The organism is Armatimonadota bacterium, assembly GCA_018268395.1.
In the GTDB taxonomy this organism is placed as follows: Bacteria; Armatimonadota; Fimbriimonadia; order Fimbriimonadales; family Fimbriimonadaceae; genus JAEURO01.
In genome coordinates this window covers 598,822-617,084 of the sequence record JAFDWQ010000003.1, presented here as the reverse complement: position 1 = coordinate 617,084, position 18,263 = coordinate 598,822, and the positions used below count along the sequence as shown (strand labels likewise).

At 63.3% G+C, this 18,263-nt stretch carries 15 protein-coding genes and 1 tRNA gene; 10 read left to right on the top strand and 6 right to left on the bottom strand.

Annotated features, from left to right (window positions below; translation table 11 throughout):
• The first annotated feature begins 13 nt into the window (after positions 1 to 13).
• On the top strand, positions 14 to 1,246 hold the full coding sequence (locus tag JST30_08340; protein ID MBS1714331.1) for a low temperature requirement protein A: 1,233 nt from the start codon (positions 14 to 16) through the stop codon (positions 1,244 to 1,246).
• On the opposite strand, the gene leuB is transcribed toward JST30_08340, so the two are convergent.
• Positions 1,243 to 2,313 carry a 3-isopropylmalate dehydrogenase gene (leuB, locus tag JST30_08335; protein ID MBS1714330.1) on the bottom strand — a complete coding sequence of 357 codons (1,071 nt, stop codon included), beginning with the start codon at positions 2,311 to 2,313 and terminating at the stop codon, positions 1,243 to 1,245. The genes JST30_08340 and leuB overlap by 4 nt on opposite strands.
• Positions 2,314 to 2,409: 96 nt before the next feature.
• Here leuB and JST30_08330 point away from each other — a divergent pair, with 96 nt between their 5' ends.
• Positions 2,410 to 3,045: an HAD family phosphatase gene (locus JST30_08330; protein ID MBS1714329.1), complete on the top strand. Its 636-nt coding sequence runs from the start codon at positions 2,410 to 2,412 to the stop codon at positions 3,043 to 3,045.
• 3 nt (positions 3,046 to 3,048) lie between these two features.
• Here JST30_08330 and JST30_08325 read toward each other — a convergent pair whose 3' ends face one another.
• Positions 3,049 to 3,465, bottom strand: coding sequence for a YjbQ family protein (locus tag JST30_08325; protein MBS1714328.1), 417 nt, complete (start codon positions 3,463 to 3,465; stop codon positions 3,049 to 3,051).
• A 72-nt stretch (positions 3,466 to 3,537) separates the two neighbouring features.
• Between JST30_08325 and accD the strand changes: the two genes are divergently transcribed.
• Positions 3,538 to 4,356, top strand: coding sequence for an acetyl-CoA carboxylase, carboxyltransferase subunit beta (gene accD, locus JST30_08320; protein ID MBS1714327.1), 819 nt, complete (start codon positions 3,538 to 3,540; stop codon positions 4,354 to 4,356).
• A 28-nt stretch (positions 4,357 to 4,384) separates the two neighbouring features.
• Positions 4,385 to 5,323, top strand: a complete 939-nt coding sequence (locus JST30_08315) for an acetyl-CoA carboxylase carboxyltransferase subunit alpha (protein ID MBS1714326.1) — start codon at positions 4,385 to 4,387, stop codon at positions 5,321 to 5,323.
• Between the two features lie 3 nt (positions 5,324 to 5,326).
• Here JST30_08315 and JST30_08310 read toward each other — a convergent pair whose 3' ends face one another.
• Positions 5,327 to 6,910, bottom strand: a complete 1,584-nt coding sequence (locus JST30_08310) for an MmgE/PrpD family protein (protein MBS1714325.1) — start codon at positions 6,908 to 6,910, stop codon at positions 5,327 to 5,329.
• Positions 6,911 to 6,964: 54 nt separating this feature from the next.
• Positions 6,965 to 9,208, bottom strand: a complete 2,244-nt coding sequence (locus JST30_08305) for a beta-galactosidase (protein MBS1714324.1) — start codon at positions 9,206 to 9,208, stop codon at positions 6,965 to 6,967.
• A gap of 88 nt (positions 9,209 to 9,296) precedes the next feature.
• On the opposite strand from JST30_08305, the gene carB reads away from it, so the two are divergent.
• From carB to JST30_08285, 4 genes are all read left to right on the top strand, one after another.
• On the top strand, positions 9,297 to 10,925 hold the full coding sequence (gene carB, locus JST30_08300) for a carbamoyl-phosphate synthase large subunit (GenBank protein MBS1714323.1): 1,629 nt from the start codon (positions 9,297 to 9,299) through the stop codon (positions 10,923 to 10,925).
• A gap of 57 nt (positions 10,926 to 10,982) precedes the next feature.
• A complete protein-coding gene (locus JST30_08295; protein ID MBS1714322.1) occupies positions 10,983 to 11,486 on the top strand; it encodes a bifunctional nuclease family protein in 504 nt (167 codons plus the stop codon).
• 34 nt (positions 11,487 to 11,520) lie between these two features.
• Positions 11,521 to 11,596: transfer RNA gene (locus tag JST30_08290), tRNA-Arg, on the top strand.
• A 114-nt stretch (positions 11,597 to 11,710) separates the two neighbouring features.
• Positions 11,711 to 12,346, top strand: a complete 636-nt coding sequence (locus tag JST30_08285; GenBank protein MBS1714321.1) for a hypothetical protein — start codon at positions 11,711 to 11,713, stop codon at positions 12,344 to 12,346.
• Here the strand turns inward: JST30_08285 and JST30_08280 are convergent.
• Positions 12,343 to 12,942: a hypothetical protein gene (locus tag JST30_08280; protein MBS1714320.1), complete on the bottom strand. Its 600-nt coding sequence runs from the start codon at positions 12,940 to 12,942 to the stop codon at positions 12,343 to 12,345. The genes JST30_08285 and JST30_08280 overlap by 4 nt on opposite strands.
• A 45-nt stretch (positions 12,943 to 12,987) precedes the next feature.
• Here JST30_08280 and JST30_08275 point away from each other — a divergent pair, with 45 nt between their 5' ends.
• Positions 12,988 to 14,439: a DUF2779 domain-containing protein gene (locus JST30_08275; protein ID MBS1714319.1), complete on the top strand. Its 1,452-nt coding sequence runs from the start codon at positions 12,988 to 12,990 to the stop codon at positions 14,437 to 14,439.
• A 4-nt stretch (positions 14,440 to 14,443) separates the two neighbouring features.
• On the opposite strand, the gene JST30_08270 is transcribed toward JST30_08275, so the two are convergent.
• A complete protein-coding gene (locus tag JST30_08270; GenBank protein ID MBS1714318.1) occupies positions 14,444 to 15,877 on the bottom strand; it encodes a peptidase S10 in 1,434 nt (477 codons plus the stop codon).
• Between the two features lie 138 nt (positions 15,878 to 16,015).
• Here JST30_08270 and JST30_08265 point away from each other — a divergent pair, with 138 nt between their 5' ends.
• Entirely contained in the window at positions 16,016 to 18,259 is a 2,244-nt protein-coding gene (locus tag JST30_08265) for a fused MFS/spermidine synthase (GenBank protein MBS1714317.1), read from the top strand.
• Positions 18,260 to 18,263 lie beyond the last annotated feature (4 nt).

Sequence of the window (18,263 nt, the reverse complement as noted above, 5' to 3'; positions counted from 1 at the left end):
TAGAATGGCCGACGTGAGGTTACGGAAGGACCTGGTTCGACGGGCTGTCCTGAGGACGGCGCCGGGGGTCTTCGAGGAACGTCATGCGACGTGGCTCGAGCTGTTCTACGACCTGGCGTTCGTCGCCGCGATCGGTCAGATGTCGCTCAGCCTTTCGGCCGACTTCACTTGGAACGGCGTGTCCCGCTTCATGCTCCTGTTCATCCCCCTTTGGTGGGCCTGGGTGGGGCAAGCGTACTTTTTGTCGCGCTTCGACTCGGACGATTTGGTCCACCGTTTGTTCGCGTTGCTCCAGATCATGATCGTGGCCGTCCTTGCGGTCTACGTCCCTTCGGCGTTCGAGGGCCATTATCACGGGTACCTCCTCGCCTATGTCGGACTCCGCGTCGTGCTCGTCGCCCAGTACGTGCTCGCCGGCATCCAAGTGAAGCCGGCGCGGCTCTTGGCTGCGACGTACGCCGGAGGGTTCGCCTTAGCTGCGGGCATCTGTGCTGCGTCGCTCTGGGTGCCGAACGAGATCGTGCCGTTGGTGTGGGGCGTCGGCCTCTTGATCGATCTGGCGACGCCGTTCGTCTTCGCCGAGCAGTCCTTGAAGATCCCGCCTGACTATTCCCACATTCCGGAGCGTCTCGGCCTCTTTACGATCATCGTTCTGGGCGAGGCGATTTTGGCCGCCGTCAGCGGCATGCGCTACGAAGGCCTCGGCCCCCAGGCCAAGGTCATCGGCCCGCTCGGCCTCGGGCTGGCGTTCGCGTTCTGGTGGATCTATTTCGACGGCGTCAAGGGCCATCAGGTCCAGATTCCGGTCGAACGTCGGGACGTCAAGCGTCTCATGCTTTGGCTCTTCAGCCACATGCCGCTCGCTGCGGGGATCGTCCTCACGGCGGTCGGGGTCAAGCACGCGATGACGGAACACCACGGGGCCGGGGGTTCGAGCCAGAGCGCGGCGATCCTCGTGACCGGCGTCGCGTTGACCCTTGTCCCGTTGCACATGATCTACTTCGCCAGCTTGAACCGCAAGTTGATCGCGATCGCCCAAAAGATCAGTTGGCCGCATCTCGCTACGACCTGCATGGTCGCCCCGATCGGTGCCGTGTCGTCCGGTCTCGATCCCTCCTGGCTCGTGACGGCCCTGTGCACGATCGGCCTCGTCCACGTGGTCCTGACGTTCCGCGACCTTCCCGAACTCGACGAGCTTCTGCGTCGCGTCGAATCGGCCCGGCATCAGACGGCGAGCAACGTCTAGACCATTTTTGCGACGACGGCGTCGCCCATTTCCCCGGTGCTCACCAGCTTGGTGTTGGACTCGAAAATGTCGGCCGTCCGGAGGCCCTCGTTGAGCGCCGACTCGACGGCGGCCTCGATCCTGTCCGCCGACTCCTTCTCGCCGAAAGCGTAGCGGAGCATCATCGCGCCGCTGAGAACGGCCGCGAGAGGATTGGCGCGGCCTTGACCGGCAATGTCCGGTGCCGAACCATGGATCGGCTCGAAGAGTCCGAACGTTTTGTCCGACTTCATATCGCCGAGACTGGCGCTCGGCAACAGTCCGAGCGACCCTGTGATCATGGAGGCTTCGTCGCTCAGGATGTCGCCGAACATGTTCTCGGTGAGGATGACGTCGAACTGGGCCGGGTCGCGGACGAGCTGCATCGCGCAGTTGTCGACGAGCATGTGCTGCACGCTGACGTCAGGGTTGTCCATCGCGATGCCGTCGACGACCTCGCGCCACAGCCTGGAAGTTTCAAGGACGTTGGCTTTGTCCACGCTCGTGATCTGGCGGTTCCTGGCCCGGGCGATATCGAACGCTCGATAGGTGATGCGTTCGATTTCGTGGCGGGTGTAGACGCACGAATCGACCGCGCGCGAGCCATCGGCCGCACGGTGGCGCGGTTCGCCGAAGTAGATCCCGCCCGTCAGTTCCCGGACGACGACGAGGTCCATCAGGTTACGGCCTTCCTTGAGCGGCGAAGCGTGCAAGAGCGGCCTTAACGTCTTGGCGGGCCGGATGTTGGCGTACAAGTCGAGCTCCCGTCGCAGCCGTAACAGACCGCCGATTTCGGGCCGCATCGCGACAGGCTCGATCTTGTCCCACTTCGGACCTCCGACAGCCCCCATCAGGACGGCGTCGCTCTCGCGGCACAGTTGCACCGTGTCGTCCGGCAACGGGTTGCCGGTTTCGTCATAGGCCACGCCCCCAAGGAGCCCTTGCTCGAATTCGAACTGGAGCCCGGTGGCCCGCAAGACCTTGACGGTCTCGTCGATCACTTCCGGGCCGATGCCGTCCCCCGGCAACACCGCGACCTTATAAGGCATGGAGGCATTATGCCGGACGGTGGCGGCCGCCGGCCGGAGGTCCGGCCCGGCCCCGAAAGTCGGTGCGATGTCCCGACCCCGACCCATAATCCCCGAGTGACCGCTCCCCTCCTTCTCGACCTCGACGGGACGCTGATCGATTCGGAGCCATGGTACAAAGGCACCGAAGTCGACATCCTCAACGACCTCGGCGTCCCGATCACCTTGCCGGAAATGGAGGAGTTCACGGGTCTGACGCTGCCTGTCTGGCTGATCCGTGTCGAGCAGAGGTTCGGCAAGGCCGTGGAGCCGGCGGCGTTCCTCGAAGCCTATCGGCCTCGCATGGTCGCCCACGTGCAGAACGATATCCGGCTCTTTCCTGACGCAGAGCGGTTTCTGGAGTCCCTGGACGGTCGGCCGGCGGTTCTCGTCACATCGTCGCTCAAATGGTATGTGGACGAAGTCCTCGAGCGGTTCCCCTTGATCGCCGACAGCGTCTCGGGCGTCGTGTGCGAAGCCGACGTGACGATCGGCAAGCCTGATCCCGAACCCTACGTCAAAGCGGCCCAAAGGCTCGGTGTCGATCCGGGGACGGCGTGGGTCGTCGAGGACGCTCCGAACGGCGTCAAGTCGGGCCTCGACGCCGGTTGCCAGGTCGCGTGGATGGACCGGAACGGCCACCCGATGCCCCACGACCCGCACCTGACGGTCCACACGTTCGAGGAGTTCAGCGAAGCGCTCGCAAAAGGCTGAACGTCAGACCACGATGCCCATGACTTTGACGACGACACGTTTCCGGCGTCGGCCGTCGAATTCGGCATAAAAGACCTGCTGCCACGGGCCCAGGTCGAGCGAGCCGTCCGTGACGGGCAACACCACCTGGTGGTGGATCAGAAGGTTCTTCAGGTGGGCCTCGCCGTTGTCCTCGCCGGTCCGATGGTGCCGATAGTCCTTGGTGGGGGCCAGTCCCTTCAGCCACTCATGGATGTCTTCGATCAGACCGCTCTCCCAATCGTTGACGTAGACCGCTGCGGTGATGTGCATGGCGCTGACAAGCACCATGCCGTCGGTGACTCCGGACCGCTGGACGATCTCCTCGATCTCGTCGGTGATCCGGACGAACTCCTCGCGGTTGCGCGTCTCGAACCAGAGGTATTCGGTATGGGCCTTCATGGAGCGATTATCTCCGGACCGCGCTCGCCGCCCGCTCCGTCCTTCCGGACCCCTGGTATCCTCATCAGCCCGATGCGAGCCGGACAGCCTTCTGCAGGACGATTCGTGCAGTGCTCCCACTGCAAGAAGACGCTCTTCGCAGCGGAGTTCGAAGCGAACCTGAAGGTCTGCCCCTACTGCAGCCACCATCACCGTCTGACGTGGCGCGAGCGCATCGATTGGACGTTCGACGAGGGCAGTTTCACCGAAACGGACACCGACCTCGTTTCGGGCGACCCGCTCCAGTTCCCCGATTACGAGCCGAAACGGTCTTCGGCCGAACAGAAGACGGGCCAAGCAGACAGCATCGTCTCGGGGCTTGCCCGGCTGACCGGGGTCGCTCTGAGCGTCGCGATATCCGACTTTCACTTTATGGGCGGTTCGATGGGTTCGGTCGCCGGAGAGAAGATCGCCCGAACGCTCGAACGCGGCTGTGAACAACGGTGTCCCGTAGTCATCTTCTGCGCAAGCGGCGGTGCGCGCATGCAAGAAGGACTGCTCAGCCTGATGCAGATGGCGAAGACGACCGCAGCCGTCGAACGGTGCCGCGCCGAGGGCGTCCCTTACATCAGCGTGTTCACCGATCCGACGATGGCGGGCGTGCTCGCGAGCTATGCCTCGGTCGCCGACGTGATCCTCGCCGAACCCAAAGCCTTGGTGGGGTTCGCAGGGGCGCGGGTCAGCAAACAGGCGCAGGTCGTCAAGGCGCCGGACAACTTCCAGCAGGCCGAATGGGTCTTGGAATGCGGCATGCTCGACCGGATCGTCGAGCGCCGGGACATGCGTCCGACCCTTGGCTCGCTCGTCCGGATGCTCGGCGCCCACTTGCAGGGTCCGGCGGAGGTGGCCTGACGTGGCGGCGAAATCGTGGCGCGAATGGATGAAACCGCTCCTAGAACTCGAGGAGCTGATCACGAAACTGAAGTCGGCTGCGGCCCGGGAGACGGACGCCGGCCGCCAGGACGACCTGAACGCTCAGATCGCCAAGTTCGAAGAGCGTCACGAACGGATCATCGACCTGATGTTCTCCCGGCTCGGCGCCTGGGAAGAGGTCTTGCTCGCCCGCGCCGACCCGAGACCGTACACGCTCGACTACGTCAATTCGATCTTCACCGACTTCCTTGAACTGGACGGCGACAGGCGGAACGGTGCGGACCATGCGATCGTCGCAGGGCCGGCGATGCTCGAGGGCCGACCGGTCGTCGTGGTGGGCCACCAGAAGGGCCGCAACATCCAAGAGCGGACGTTCCGGAACTTTGCCATGGCCAAACCGGAAGGGTATCGGAAGGCTGTCCGAATGTTCTCGATGGCCGAGCGGTTCCGGTTGCCCGTGGTGACGTTCGTCGACACGCCGGCGGCCGACCCCGGTGTCGAAAGCGAGAGCCGTGGGATCAGCGAGGCGATCGCGGCAAGCATGCTCGCGATGTTCGAACTGACCGTGCCCGTCGTGAGCGTCATCATCGGAGAGGGAGGCAGCGGCGGTGCGATCGGGATCGCCTGTGCGAACAAGCTGTTCATGCAAGAGCACGCGGTCTACTCCGTGATCCCGCCCGAAGGATGTGCGGCGATCTTATGGAGAGACCCGGCCAAGGGGCCCCAGGCTGCGGCCGCGCTCCGGTTGACGTCGCGTTCGGCCCTCGATCTGGGCCTCATCGACGCCATATTGCCGGAACCCAAGGGCAGTGCTTACCGGAACCCGTTGGAAGCGGCCGAAACGGTCCGGGCCGCGGTCACGGAGGCCTTGGCCGAACTTGACGCGATGTCCCCGGAGCAGGTCAAGCGCCACCGTTATGACCGCTTCCGGGCGATGGGCCGCTGAACCCTACTCGTATCCTGGCCGGGACGCGACTTCGAATTCGTACAACCCGGCCATGGCGTACGGCTCCATAGATCCGACGGTTTCCAACTTTTCGAGCGGTTCCGAGACATCGGCACCGTCCGGAAACGCGATGGCGCCGAGCATGCCCCACTTGTGCCGCAGGATCCCTTCCAGGTCGGCTGACGTGTTGCGTGCGTGCCCTGCCGGATACATGACGAGCCCGGAATCGTGGCCGTCGATTTTGACCGACGTCGGGATGCCGTCGGGGTACTTCGCGTCGTACTCCGGACCGCCGTGCGTGAACGTGATCTTGTCCATCAGCTTGCGTGTGACGGGATGGAAGACGGCCGAGTCGTCGACCTTGTAGTCGTAAGGCGAGAGCATCAGCGCCTTCCACCAATCGTCCGACGTGCTTTCGGTCATGAGCCCGGACTTGTGCTCGAGCGCCTTCCTGACGAGCGTGGAGACGATGTAGGCCATCGAGTGGTCGGCGCTTTGCCGGGTCGTGGGGTTCTTCTTCATCGGATTGCCGATGATCCCGAACGCGGGTTCGTACGCTACGATGACGATCTCGCCGATGGCGCCTCCTTGAGGATCGTCGAGCAGGGCCGGATTCGCGGCGAGAAGGTCAATCACCGCTTGAAGGGCGCCGGCGCTCTGATGCTCGTAAAGCCCGAGCTTGAAGTGCATGCCCATCACGGCGAAGTCGTCTCCGGTGTGGGACAGGACAAGGTCGAAGGGCGCGTCGCCCTGCTCTTTCCAGCGCTCGGCCCCCTGAGTCGTCGGCTCGAAGAACCGGAAGATCGCTTCTGGGTTCCGAAAGACGTCGCGCGGGCCGACGAAACCCGCCATGGACCGCTTCACGCTCAGGACGGCCGCTTCGGTCGAAAGGGCCGCGCTCGCCCCTTTGGAGTCGGACAACTGCTTTCCGGCCCGTATCGCCCGCCACGGCACGTAATGGGCCACGACCATACCGATCGCGCTCTCGATCTGTTCGGCGGTCGCCCCCATCAGGGCGCCATACGTCGCGGCCGAGGCGATGGCGCCGTGGACGACGTGGTCGATCTTATAGCTCTTGAGGCTGAACACCTCGGCCAGTCGCCCTCGGATCTCGTCGAGCAGCACCATGGCACGGAGGGCGGTCGCTCCGTCCAGTTCGCGTTGTTGGCATGCGGCGACCACGACCGGATAGAAGTCGTTGTGCCCGAATTCGCCGGCCGTGTGGCCCGTTTCCGGCCGGTAGCCGAAGTTCGTCCCGTTGCTGTCCCATTCACGCACGGCCGAGCAGTTGGCCGCGATCGCCTTTTCCGCCCAGACTTGTTGGTTGCTGCCGAACACGAAGGCGGACCGGCCCGGATCCGCACACCGATAGTCCAGAGCCTCGTTCCTGAGGACCGTGGGAGCGTTGGTCTGTAGGGCTAGAGCCGAAAGTCCGCAGAGAACCGAGTCGGTGTGGAACCACCTCGTCCGTTTCAGGACGGCCTCGCTCGGCCCTGGCCCCAGCTTTCCGGAAACGAAATCGAGGGCGAATTGGCCCAGTCCGAGGGCTTGGTTCGAATCGCGAGGCAGTGTGACCGACGTCGACATGGAAGGCGCGAGTTTACATTCCTCGGCCCTTCTGTAGCCTTACCGACGGGGGGCCTACCTGACGAGGAGGGCCAGGTCGATGAACTGGCCGCCCGTGTCCTGGTGACAGTGGACTGCGATCAGGTTGCCTCCGGTCCGCAGGGCACCTTTGACTGCGTCGGTGACGTCGAAACCCTGGTATCCGTCGTTCCAGGCCCCTCGTGCCGAAGCCCAGACCCGTTTTCCATTGACGTAAACCTCCGCCGCATTGTCGTAGTGGACGACGAGCAAGGCCTTATTGACCTTGGACGAAGGGGCCTTGAAAGCCTGTCGGAGCCAAATGTCCGGTGTCGTCCAAGCCGTGACGATGTCCTTTTCGAACCCCCCTTTACTGCCGAACCCTCCGGGCGAGACGTACCACGACGCGTCTGCGAACGACCGTCCGGCCCAGTCGGCCGGCGGCTTCTCGGTCGTCGATTTCCAAGCCGTTCCGCCTTCGTCGCGAGCCGACCTCACAAGGACTTTCCAATCGTCCTGGGACGGTCCGACGTCCGGTCCTTGCTTTTCGATGGCGGCAGGGCGCGACAAGATGCGGTGAAGCCATTTCACGTCGAACTTAGGTTTTCTGTCGAATGTGTAGACGCCGTTCCTCTCTTGCTCCACATCGGTCAATTGCGTGTAGCAGAAACCGAACATGTTGCGGTTGTCGAGAAGCGCGTCGCTCAGGCCCTTGAAGCGCGCATAGAACTGGCCCATGGATTTCGGCGAGTCGCCGTATCCCCACCCCGCACCGGTCGCCCAACCGATCCCGCCGTATTCGCTGACCATGAACGGTACGCCCTTCCCTGTTCCTGACCCGTATCGCGCGGGGAGTCCGCTGCTTCCGACGGCACTGTCCCAACGTTGCTTGAAGGTGACCGGGTTCTGATCATAGTCGTGGGCGTCGAGGACCTCGGGTTCGGGGAGTCCGTGAGCGTAGCCGCTGCTGTCGATGACGGGCCGAGTCGGGTCCAACGTCTTCGTCATGGCGACGATCGGGTTTTGGAGCCATACGGCTTCCCCGGGAGTCTCGTTGAACGGGCACCAACCGACGATGCTCGGGTGGTTGCGGTCGCGGACGACGATCTCTTTCCACTCGTCGGTGACGGGACGCTCGATCTCCTTCTTCTTGTAGTCCAGTCCCCAGTTCGGGAACTCGCCCCAGACCAGGTAGCCCAGCTTGTCGGCCCAGTACAGGAAGCGGGGTTCGAAGACCTTCTCGTGCAAACGCGCACCGTTGAACCCGGCCGCCATCGAAAGTTCGATGTCGCGCTTGAGGGCCGCGTCCGAAGGGGCCGTCCAGACACCGTCGGGATAAAAGCCCTGATCGAGCACGAGACGTTGGAAGACCCGCTTGCCGTTGATCAGGATGGCCCGACCGTCGACCTTGATGTCCCTAAGGCCGACGTACGTGTCGACGGATTCCAAGGCCTTTCCGTCCTTCCCGAAGACTGTGAACCGGACCGGATAGAGAAAAGCCCGTCCCGGCTCCCACGATCGGGGGCGAGGCACCCGGAGATCGACGACCGCTCGGCCGCCCGAGTCGACGGGGAACGACTTTGCCGCAACGGCGGTGCTTCCTTCAAAGATCTCGGCCACGACCCGTTGTCCGACTTCTGCACGGCTCAAGGTCAGGTCGTACTTGACACGCCCCGTTTTGGGGTCGCTCGTACGCAAGTGGGCCTGCGAGACAGAACTGGCACCGACCCCCTCCAGCCACACGCTTTGCCAGATGCCCGTTGTCCTCGTGTAGAGGCACCCGTAGCTGTTCAACTCCGGACACTGTTTTCCGAGTGCTTGCACGCCACTGCGCGTATCGTCGAAAACGTGGACGATCAGCGTGTTGTCACCGGCCTTCAGAGAGTCTGTGACGTCCATGTCGATCGGTGCCGAACCTCCCGTGTGAGTACCGACCTTCCGGCCGTTCAGCCATACCATCGTGCGCCAGTCAGAGGCCCCGATATGGAGGACGGTCCGAGCCGAGAGCCAATGCTCGGGCCGCCGGAAGGACCGCTTGTACCAGACGTTCTTGACGAACCCCCTCCGCCCCAACCCGCTCAAAGCACTTTCGCGGCAAAACGGGACCGAGACCGTATCCGGGAAGTCCTTATCGCCGAGCCAACTCTGGTCGCCGTTATCGTCCGTTTCGGCGAACTGCCAAAGACCGTTCAGACTGGTCCACTCTGGCCGTCGCCAGTCCGGGCGAGGGTGCTCGGACCGGGGTGGACCGACAAGGGTCGTCGCGCTCGCGGCGCAGAGCGTGAAAAGGACCGCGGACATGTCGGGAATGTACCTTTGGTCAGGGCCGGCCGGATAGCGCCATTCGAACTCCCTGGGACGGCGGCGGATGCCATAATCCGAGCGCCCCATGAAACCCACCGTCCTTGTCCTGGGCTCCGGCCCGATCCGCATCGGACAGGGGATCGAATTCGACTATTCGTGCGTCCACTGCGTCTGGGCGTTGCGGAAGGCGGGCTATCGCGCCGTGATCGTCAACAACAATCCGGAGACGGTCAGCACGGACTTCGACACGGGCGACGGCCTGTACTTCGAGCCCGTGACCCTTGAGGACGTCCTTCGGATCGTGGCCCACGAGAAGGCGGACGGCGTCGTCGTCCAGTTCGGCGGTCAGACAGCGATCAATCTGGCTGCCGGGATCGAAGCCGCCGGAGTCAAGGTGTTCGGCACTCAACCGGCTGCGATCGCGGCGGCCGAAGACAGGGACCAGTTCGAGCGCCTTTTGACGAAACTCGGCGTTCCGAAACCGGCGGGCCGGGCCGTCAGGTCTCTCGACGAAGCGCGGCTCGTCGCGGCGGAAGTCGGTTACCCCGTCCTCGTGCGTCCCAGCTTCGTCCTCGGCGGCCGCGCGATGGACATCGTCTTCGACGAGGGCCAGTTAAGCGGGTTCTATCAGGAGGCCGAAGACGCGAACCCGGGGCAGCCCGTGCTCGTGGACAAGTACGTCCTGGGCAAAGAGGCCGAAGTCGACGTCATCTCCGACGGCGAGGATACGCTCGTGCCCGGCATCATGGAGCACGTCGAACGGGCCGGGGTCCACAGCGGCGACTCGATGGCGGTCTTTCCGCCGGTCAGCCTCAGCCTGGACGTGCAGTGGCGCATGGTCGAAATCGCCTGCCTGACCGCCCGCGAACTGGGTGTCAAAGGCGTCATGAACATCCAGTTCGTCGTCGAAAACGACGAGGTTTCCGTGATCGAGGTGAATCCGCGCGCGAGCCGGACGGTGCCTTACTTGAGCAAAGTGACGGGCGTTCCGATGGTGGCCCTGGCGACCCGGACGATGATGGGCGGCACGCTCAAAGATCTGGGGTACGGGAGCGGTTTATGGTGCCGTGGCCCGGCCGACGGGGGCGGGCCGAGGGCGGTGGGCAAGGACGAGTTCCTTGCGGGACGGTGTCGCCAGTCGAACCTCTTCGCCGTAAAAGCGCCCGTCTTCAGTTTCCAGAAACTAGCGAAGGTCGAGCCCTCCCTCGGGCCGGAGATGAAGTCGACAGGCGAAGTCCTTGGTATCGATACGTCCTACGAGTCAGCCTTATACAAAGCGTTGGTCTCTAGCGGAGTGACCTTTAAACGCAAGGGTCAAGTGATCGTGACCGTGGCGGACGCCGACAAGGCGGCGATCGTCCCGATCGCCGCCGACCTGGCGGCACGCGGCTATTCCTTAGCGGCGACGGGCGGGACACACGACGCGTTGACGGCAGGCGGAGTCAAAGCCGAGCGGCTCAACAAGATCCAGCAAGGTTCGCCGAACATCCTGGAGAGGCTGTTCCACGGCGAAGTCAGCCTGATGATCAATACTCCCGGACCGGCCAACCTTGCAACGGCCGACGCGGCCCGGATCCGGAGGGCCTGCATCGAGACGGGCGTGGCCTGTGTCACGAGCATCGATACGGCGGCGGCCCTGGCCAAGGCCCTTGCCGTCTTCGAAGACCCGTCGCTGTCCGAATGCCGGACGGTCACGGAATATTTGGCCCTTTAGTTCCGGCGGCCGAGCGGCGTGACCGGTGCCCGGTCCCGCCTGGTATCTTGAAACCAGATGCCGGACGAGCAGCCCGACGATCAAGGTGAATTCGAAAACCCGCCGTCGTTCTTCCCTTATGACGAAGAGTCGATCGTCGAAGGGCACCATCCGGGCGATTACGGCGAACCTGTCTCCGTTCAGGTCGAGGCGGTCTTCCGGACGGTCGCTGGAGACACCGAACAGCACTTCGTCCTGCTCACCGATTCCGACCGGAAGCTACCGATCATGATCGGGCCGTTCGAGGCGGCCTCGATCGCCTACGCCCTTGAGGGCCAGCATCCGGACAGGCCGATGACCCACGACCTGTTCAAGAGCCTGTTGGTAAAGCTTGACGCGACACTGGACAGGATCGTCATCGACGACCTGTGGGGTTCGACCTACTACGCCAAGATCTATATCCGACAGGGCGAAGAGGAGGCCGAGATCGACAGCCGGCCTTCGGACGCGATCGCCCTGGCCGTCCGGCTGGACGCTCCGATCTTCGTCGCGGACGGGATCCTCGACCAGGCCCAGACGTGAGCCGCCCGGCCCTCCGGGTACAATCCCTCGACTCGCGCTCGTAGCTCAGTGGATAGAGCATCAGCTTGCGGAGCTGAGGGTCGGAGGTTCGAGTCCTCTCGAGCGCGCCACTCCCCATTCCGGTACCGTTGCCGGGTTCATCCTTCCTTGGGGCACCGATAAGTCTTGTAGGTTCAGCCATGCATTTGGTGAGAAATGGGAGACTGATCCTGCCTGGCGGGGACATGGTGGCAGGCCTGGTCAAGGACTTCTTGAACGGGCAGTACGACATTTCGGCGGAGGCGCCGGAACTGGTATTGGGCGCCCGCGTCCAGGTCCAGAGCATGACGGACCGGTTCTTCGCCGTCCGTTCCGACGAGGTCAACAACCTTCCTTTGCCTCCGATGACCTCGTGGGCCCTTAGCTACGGTCTGGACGGATCGAACGTGTCGCTGACGACCGTCTGCCTGGCCCGGCTCGATGACTGCAGGTTCGCCTTGGCGTACCCCGAAGACCTTGTCATCGGACCGGCGAGACGTCATTACCGGATCATGACCACCGGCGACGACTCGTTCCAGCTCTCCGTCAACACGAAAAAGGGCAGCTTCTTCGCCGACGTGGTCAACGTCAGCTTCAGCGGGATGAAAGTCAAACCGATCGACTCGTGGCAAACGGTCGGAGACGAAAAGGAAGTGATCGTCAAGGGCCGGCACCGGGGCATCCTGTTTTCAGAGGCTGCGACCGTCGCGTGGGACGGCGACGGTACGCTCGGTCTCGTCCTCAAGGCGCCCGCCGACCAGACTTCGACCGAGCACGCCTGGAACAACATCGTCCGGCGCATGGCCTATGACAAGTTCATGGGCAACGGGCGAGCGGCCTAAAGGCCGATCCCGTCGCCACGCTTGGGTTCGCCAGGCTTGAGTTTTCCTTCCAAGTCCATTCGCAGCGAGGCGAAGAACCGTGCGGCGGCGTCCCTGGCTTCTTGCGGCCCGAGACCTGACGCTTCGAGCAGCCATTGGTCCGTCCCCTGGCCGACGACCATCAGCCTTCGAGAGACGGCTTCCCCTTCCGGCCCCGTGTACTTGACCCAGGCGTAGACGTACGGGAAATCGGACTCCAGGATCTCCTTTTCCTGCTCGACCTTAAAGTCTGGAGCTCTTTCTTTGGGCACGGCCAATCGGGCGGCAAGCGTGTCCTTCGGGTTCAAGACCGTTCCGGGTTTGGCCTTCAAACGGGTAAGGGACAGTTCGGCGTCGCCGACGTTGAAGGCGATACCGACCGACTTTTCGGTCAGAGCCGCCATCTTTCCGGTCCACTCGACGACCTCCTCGACAGGTTCGCCCAGAGCCTCGAACGAGACCTTGAGGGTCTGACTGGCGTACCGTTGCCACTTCTCTTGCTCGACCTGGGCCGATGCGGCGGCTGCGGACAACGCCAGGGTCAGGGGTAAAAACGTCTTCAAGATCGCGCGCGCCATGGCTCTTCTTATTCTTGGACGTTCCTGGCCCGGTCACGAACCGTTATGGGCGAAGAACTCACCAAGAGCCTGTTCCTGACCGGCCTTCACTGCGTCAAACGGCTCTACTTGACCGTCCGAAGTCCAGGGGCGGCCGAGCCGCCGACAGAGGCGGACCGCTACCGGATGGAGCAAGGCCGAAGACTCGGCGAAACCGCTCGGGAAGCCTTCCCTGGAGGCGTCCTCGTAGGACCAGACCCTGGATTAGCCGTCGATGAGACGCGGAAGGCCCTTGAATCCGGGGCCGACGTCCTTTTTGAAGCCGCGTTCGTCAGCGATGGTTGCTTCGTACGCTGCGACGTCCTCCGGCGGACGCACGCCGGCTGGGACGTGATCGAAGTCAAGGCGAGCAGTAAAGTGAAGGACGAGCACATCACGGACCTCGCCTTCCAGGTCATGGTGGTCGAGAGTGCGGGCCTCACGGTTTCGAAGACGTTCGTGATGCATCTGGACCGTGAGAAGGGACGGGGCGACCCAGGATCGTTGTTCACCTTGACGGACGTGACCGGTCCTGTCCGTGACGAACTGGGGGCCGTCCGCGACCAAGCTGCCGCCTTGCGCCGTGTCTTGCAGTCGACGGTTCCGCCCGATGAAAGGACGAACACTCACTGCGAAAACCCTCCGTGCCCGTTCTATGCGCCGTGTCACGAAGGGCGGCCCGACGACGACCTCGTCTTCCTTCCTGGAATCCGGAGGACCGCCGTCGTCAGGTTTCGGGACGAGGGGATCGAGACGATCCGACAGATTCCTGCCGACGCGAAGTTGACTCCCGCGCAACACCGGGCCAGGCAGGTCGTCTCGAACGGGGCTCCTTTCCTTTCAGCGGGGCTACGCGAGGCGTTGGCGGCGGTCCGGTTCCCCGCCCACTTCGTCGACTTCGAGACCGCAGCCCCTGCGGTGCCGTTGCACACCGGACTCGGACCGTACGAGAGTTTTCCGTTCCAATGGTCCGACCACGTCCTCGTTTCGCCGGACTCCGAAGCCGTCGAGCGGTCGTACCTGCACGATGGGAAGGGCGATCCCCGCGAGGAGTTCGCTCGAACGTTGTTCGAGGCCACCGAAGACGCCCAGAAGGTCGTGTTCTACTCGCCCTATGAGCTTTCGACATTGAAGGCTTTGGCCGTTGCAGGCGTTCCTTTAGCGCGCGAGTTGGTCGAGCGGTTCACGCAGAAAGGGTTCGACCTTTTGACCGTCGTCCGAGAGCACGTGTACTTCGAAACGTTCCGCGGCTCGTTCTCGATCAAAGCGGTCCTGCCTGCCGTCGTGCCGGGGCTATCGTACCAAGGGTTGGCGATCAAGAGCGGGGAGACGGCCGCGATCAAGTACTTGGAACTCACGTCGGACGGCTTGAGCAGTGCGGCCCGTCAGGAGACGCGGCGCGCGCTCCTCGAGTACTGCGCGCTCGACACCCTCGCTATGGTCCGCCTCTATAAGCGGCTGACCGAACTCGCGCCGTAACGTTTCAGTCGTTCACAAAACTGCGAACGTCGTCCCTCAGTTGCGACAGGCACGGCAGGTTGATGTACATCATGTGCCCAGCCTCGTAGTACTTGGTCGAGACGTTGCACCGGATCTCGGGATCGAGCCCCATGTGGGCAAGGGTGTACTCGGTGGCGAAGTAAGGCGTAGCCAGGTCGTAGTAACCGCTCGCGACGAAGATCTGCATGTGGGGGTTCTTGGCCAAGGCGGAGCGGAGCGCTTCGCTGGTGTCGGGATGACCCTCGCCGGCGCTTCCCCAGTCCCACGGCTTCTTGATCCCCTTGAAGACTTCGTAGGGCAGGTCGGTCTCGTAACCGAGCTCTTGGCGGACGTATTGGTTGAAGGTCGACGTGTACGGCGGCATGAGCATCGACATGCTCGGATCGTGGTCCGGCTTTTCGGCGTGGCCTTTCGTCCAGTCGTCGATACCCTTCATACGGCTGTCGAGCCTGCCGACGGTCCGCCGTTCGCCGCGTAAGAGCTCCTTACAGAACGCGTGGATGTTGATCCGGAGGTCGCACTGGTCGACGAAGCCGTGCGACAAGCCGGTGAACCTGACAAGCTCGTCGATCGTTTGCGACCGGGCCTCCCGGTCGAGCGAGTCTCCCGCAAGTAAGGCTTTGGCGTACTGTCCGTTCGCGAAAGCCTCCACTTGTCGGAGCGTGGCGGTCAGACTGTGCCTCAGGTCACCGGACAGCTTGTTGTGGAACCAGGCGGTCGCGGTGTAGGTCGGAAGGAACAAGGGGTAAGGCAGGTCGTTGCCGCGCCCGAACCGGGCTGTCTGGAAATTGAGGATCGAGGACACAAGGACGATGCCATTGAAAGCGACGCCCATGTCGATCAAATGACCGGCCAACCCGGCAGCGCGGGTCGTCCCGTAACTCTCACCGACCATGTAGAGCGGCGACGTCCAGCGACCGTTCCGGGTCAAGTACAAGCGGATGAAGTCGGCGACGCTTTCGACGTCCCCTTTGAGACCCCAATACTTTTCAGCGTCTTCGGGCGTTTTGGCCCTGCTGAAGCCGGTTCCGATCGGATCGATGAAAACGAGGTCGGCGAATTCGAGCCAGTTCGCCTCGTTGTCGACAAGCTCGTAAGGGGGCGGAGGGAGCGCTCCGTCGTCGAGCATCTTGACGCGCTTGGGTCCCAATGCGCCTAAGTGCAGCCAAACGGAGGGCGAACCCGGACCACCGTTGAAAGAGAACATCAGGGGCCGGCCCGCGGGAGCGTCGTCGAGCGTATAGGCCATGAAGAAGACCTGGGCGACGATCTCTCCCTTTTCGTCCTTGAGCGGCATGCGGCCTGTCGTGACCGTATATTTCAAGCCCGGCCGTTGGTGGTGCGTGACGACGACCGGTTCCTCGGTCAGTTCGACGGGCTTCTTCGCCTCTTCGGCCGCCTTGGCCTTCTCTTCCATGCGGAGATTTTACTGAGTCGGGCCCCTGGCGTCTCGACCTTGAGCGTTTCCGCGGAACATGCCTTAGGGTCGGAACGGTCCTTAGTCCATGACAAATTGCGCCGGATCGCGCGTCGGGCCCGTCTAGAATCCCCAAAGGTGCAGACCATCGACGACGCAGCGCAGACCGATCCAGGCGGATCACCGGAAGCTCCCGCATCGTCGATCTGGCTCAAACCGCTGTTCACGTCAGCCGTCTTCGTCAGCGCGTTCCTTCTCTTCTTGATCCAGCCGATGTTCGGCCGCATGGCCCTTCCGTTGCTCGGCGGAGCGCCGTCTGTCTGGAACACGGCGCTCGTCTTCTATCAGGCGACGCTTCTCGGCGGCTACGCGTACGCGCACTGGGCGTCGAAGGCGCTCGCCAGGCCACCGCGGATCTGGATCCACGTCGGGCTCGCGCTTCTGGCGTTTCTGGCGCTTCCGATCCGGTTGCCGGGCATCGGCGACCCCCCGACCGATGCGAACCCGGTGCCATGGCTGCTCGGACTGCTCGCGATCGGCGTCGGACTGCCGTTCTTCTTCGTCTCGACGACAAGCCCGCTGGTGCAACGATGGTTCAGCCGGACCGGTCACAAGCAGGCGCAGAACCCGTACTTCCTTTACGCCGCTGGCAACGTTGGCAGTCTGGCCGCCCTGCTCCTGTACCCGGTGGTTTTCGAACGACAGTTGGACCTGCAGGTCCAGAGCACGGTCTGGTCGGCCGGTTACGGGCTTCTCGTCCTCTTGCTCGTCCTGTGCGCTTGGGCCGTCGGCCGCTCACCCTCGGTTTCCACCGTTCAGAAGGGTGACGACCTTGGACCCAAGCCGGAGGCGAAGCGAAAGTGGAGGTGGATCGCTCTGGCGTTCGTGCCGTCGAGCCTCTCGATGGGCGTCACGACGTACATTTCGACCGAAGTGGCGGCCGTCCCCCTTCTGTGGGTGCTCCCTCTTTCGCTGTACCTCTTGACCTTTGTCATGGCGTTCGCGGACCGTGGCCGCATCCCGACCCGGTGGATCCGGCCGTTAGTACCGTTCGCGGTCGTGCTGCCTTTGATCGTCACGGTCGGCCAGTTCAAAGAAAGCCGCCTCTTGGGGATCGGTGGCGGGATCCTGTGTTTCTTCGTCTGTTGCCTGTTCTGCCATTCTGAGCTGGCGGACGACCGTCCTCAGCCCGGGAGGCTGACCGAGTTCTTCCTGTGGGTGTCGTTCGGCGGCGTGCTGGGCGGGATCTTCTGCGGGATCCTCGCCCCCTTGCTCTTTAAGCAAGTCCTGGAGTATCCGCTCGCCTTGGCGTTGTGCGCGCTCCTCGTGCCCGCGTCGAACTGGAAGCTGGCGAACCTCTCCTGGGCGGCTCTGGCCTTGACGGTTGGCGCCTCGTTCCTGTGCTTGGTCTGGCTCAAGCAGTACGACTACTGGAACGAGCAACAGACCTGGAAGGCGATGCTCTTCCCTGCGGCCCTGAGCATCCTTACCGCTTTCAGGCCCGTCGCCTTGGCCATCGGGACGTTCGTGGTGGCGACCGTGCCCTTGTTCTTCGGACCCTATGCGGACGGGCGGGCGTACCAAGCGCGGGGATTCTTCGGGACCGTCTACGTGCGCGAATGGTCGGACGAGAACATCTTGCTCCACGGCACGACGATCCATGGCCGCCAGCCCAAGTTTCCGGCCGTTCGCGACCTGCCGACGTCCTACTATCACGAGACGGGGCCTGTCGGCGACTTTCTCGTCAAGCGACCGTTGCCGAAGGACGCTCGGGTCGGCGTCGTCGGCCTGGGCGTCGGCACCTTGTTGGCGTACTCGCGTCAAGGACAGGAGTGGACGGTCTACGAGATCGATCCCGAGGTCGTCAAAGTCGCCAGCGACCGTCGGTTCTTCAGCTACCTGCCCAACGCCAAGGGACAGGTCAAGATCGTCCTCGGAGACGCGAGGATCAGCCTGAAACGGTCGAACAAGCTGTTCGACGCTCTGCTTTTGGACGCCTACAGTTCTGACGCGGTGCCGGTCCATCTTATGACCTTGGAGGCGGTCGAGACGTATCTGGACCGCCTGGCACCGGGCGGGTTCATCGCGTTCCACATCAGCAACCGCTACATGGACCTCGGTCCGGTGCTGTCTTCGATCGGGACCAAGTTGGGCCTCGACGTGCGGCGTCGTGACGACAATGTGATGAACCTGTTGTTGTGGCCCGGGAAGTCCGGCTCCCATTGGGTGCTGCTCTCACGGAAGGCGTCCGACGTGGCGCCGCTCGACTCAGACCCTCAATGGATCAAGTCGCCGGCGACGTCCCGGGCGCTCTGGACCGACGGACGCTCGAGCATCTTGGACGTCCTGAACGGCTCGCCTTGGTTCGTCGGTTCGGACTGAACGG

What these genes read in the sequence shown, in the direction of transcription:
- carB (MBS1714323.1), top strand. Translation starts at nt 9,297, where the DNA reads ATGAAACCCACCGTCCTTGTCCTGGGCTCCGGCCCGATCCGCATCGGA.
- JST30_08280 (MBS1714320.1), bottom strand. Translation starts at nt 12,942, where the DNA reads ATGGCGCGCGCGATCTTGAAGACGTTTTTACCCCTGACCCTGGCGTTG.
- leuB (MBS1714330.1), bottom strand. Translation starts at nt 2,313, where the DNA reads ATGCCTTATAAGGTCGCGGTGTTGCCGGGGGACGGCATCGGCCCGGAA.
- accD (MBS1714327.1), top strand. Translation starts at nt 3,538, where the DNA reads ATGCGAGCCGGACAGCCTTCTGCAGGACGATTCGTGCAGTGCTCCCAC.
- JST30_08285 (MBS1714321.1), top strand. Translation starts at nt 11,711, where the DNA reads ATGGTGGCAGGCCTGGTCAAGGACTTCTTGAACGGGCAGTACGACATT.
- JST30_08295 (MBS1714322.1), top strand. Translation starts at nt 10,983, where the DNA reads ATGCCGGACGAGCAGCCCGACGATCAAGGTGAATTCGAAAACCCGCCG.
- JST30_08305 (MBS1714324.1), bottom strand. Translation starts at nt 9,208, where the DNA reads ATGTCCGCGGTCCTTTTCACGCTCTGCGCCGCGAGCGCGACGACCCTT.
- JST30_08315 (MBS1714326.1), top strand. Translation starts at nt 4,385, where the DNA reads ATGAAACCGCTCCTAGAACTCGAGGAGCTGATCACGAAACTGAAGTCG.
- JST30_08325 (MBS1714328.1), bottom strand. Translation starts at nt 3,465, where the DNA reads ATGAAGGCCCATACCGAATACCTCTGGTTCGAGACGCGCAACCGCGAG.
- JST30_08275 (MBS1714319.1), top strand. Translation starts at nt 12,988, where the DNA reads ATGGGCGAAGAACTCACCAAGAGCCTGTTCCTGACCGGCCTTCACTGC.
- JST30_08270 (MBS1714318.1), bottom strand. Translation starts at nt 15,877, where the DNA reads ATGGAAGAGAAGGCCAAGGCGGCCGAAGAGGCGAAGAAGCCCGTCGAA.
- JST30_08310 (MBS1714325.1), bottom strand. Translation starts at nt 6,910, where the DNA reads ATGTCGACGTCGGTCACACTGCCTCGCGATTCGAACCAAGCCCTCGGA.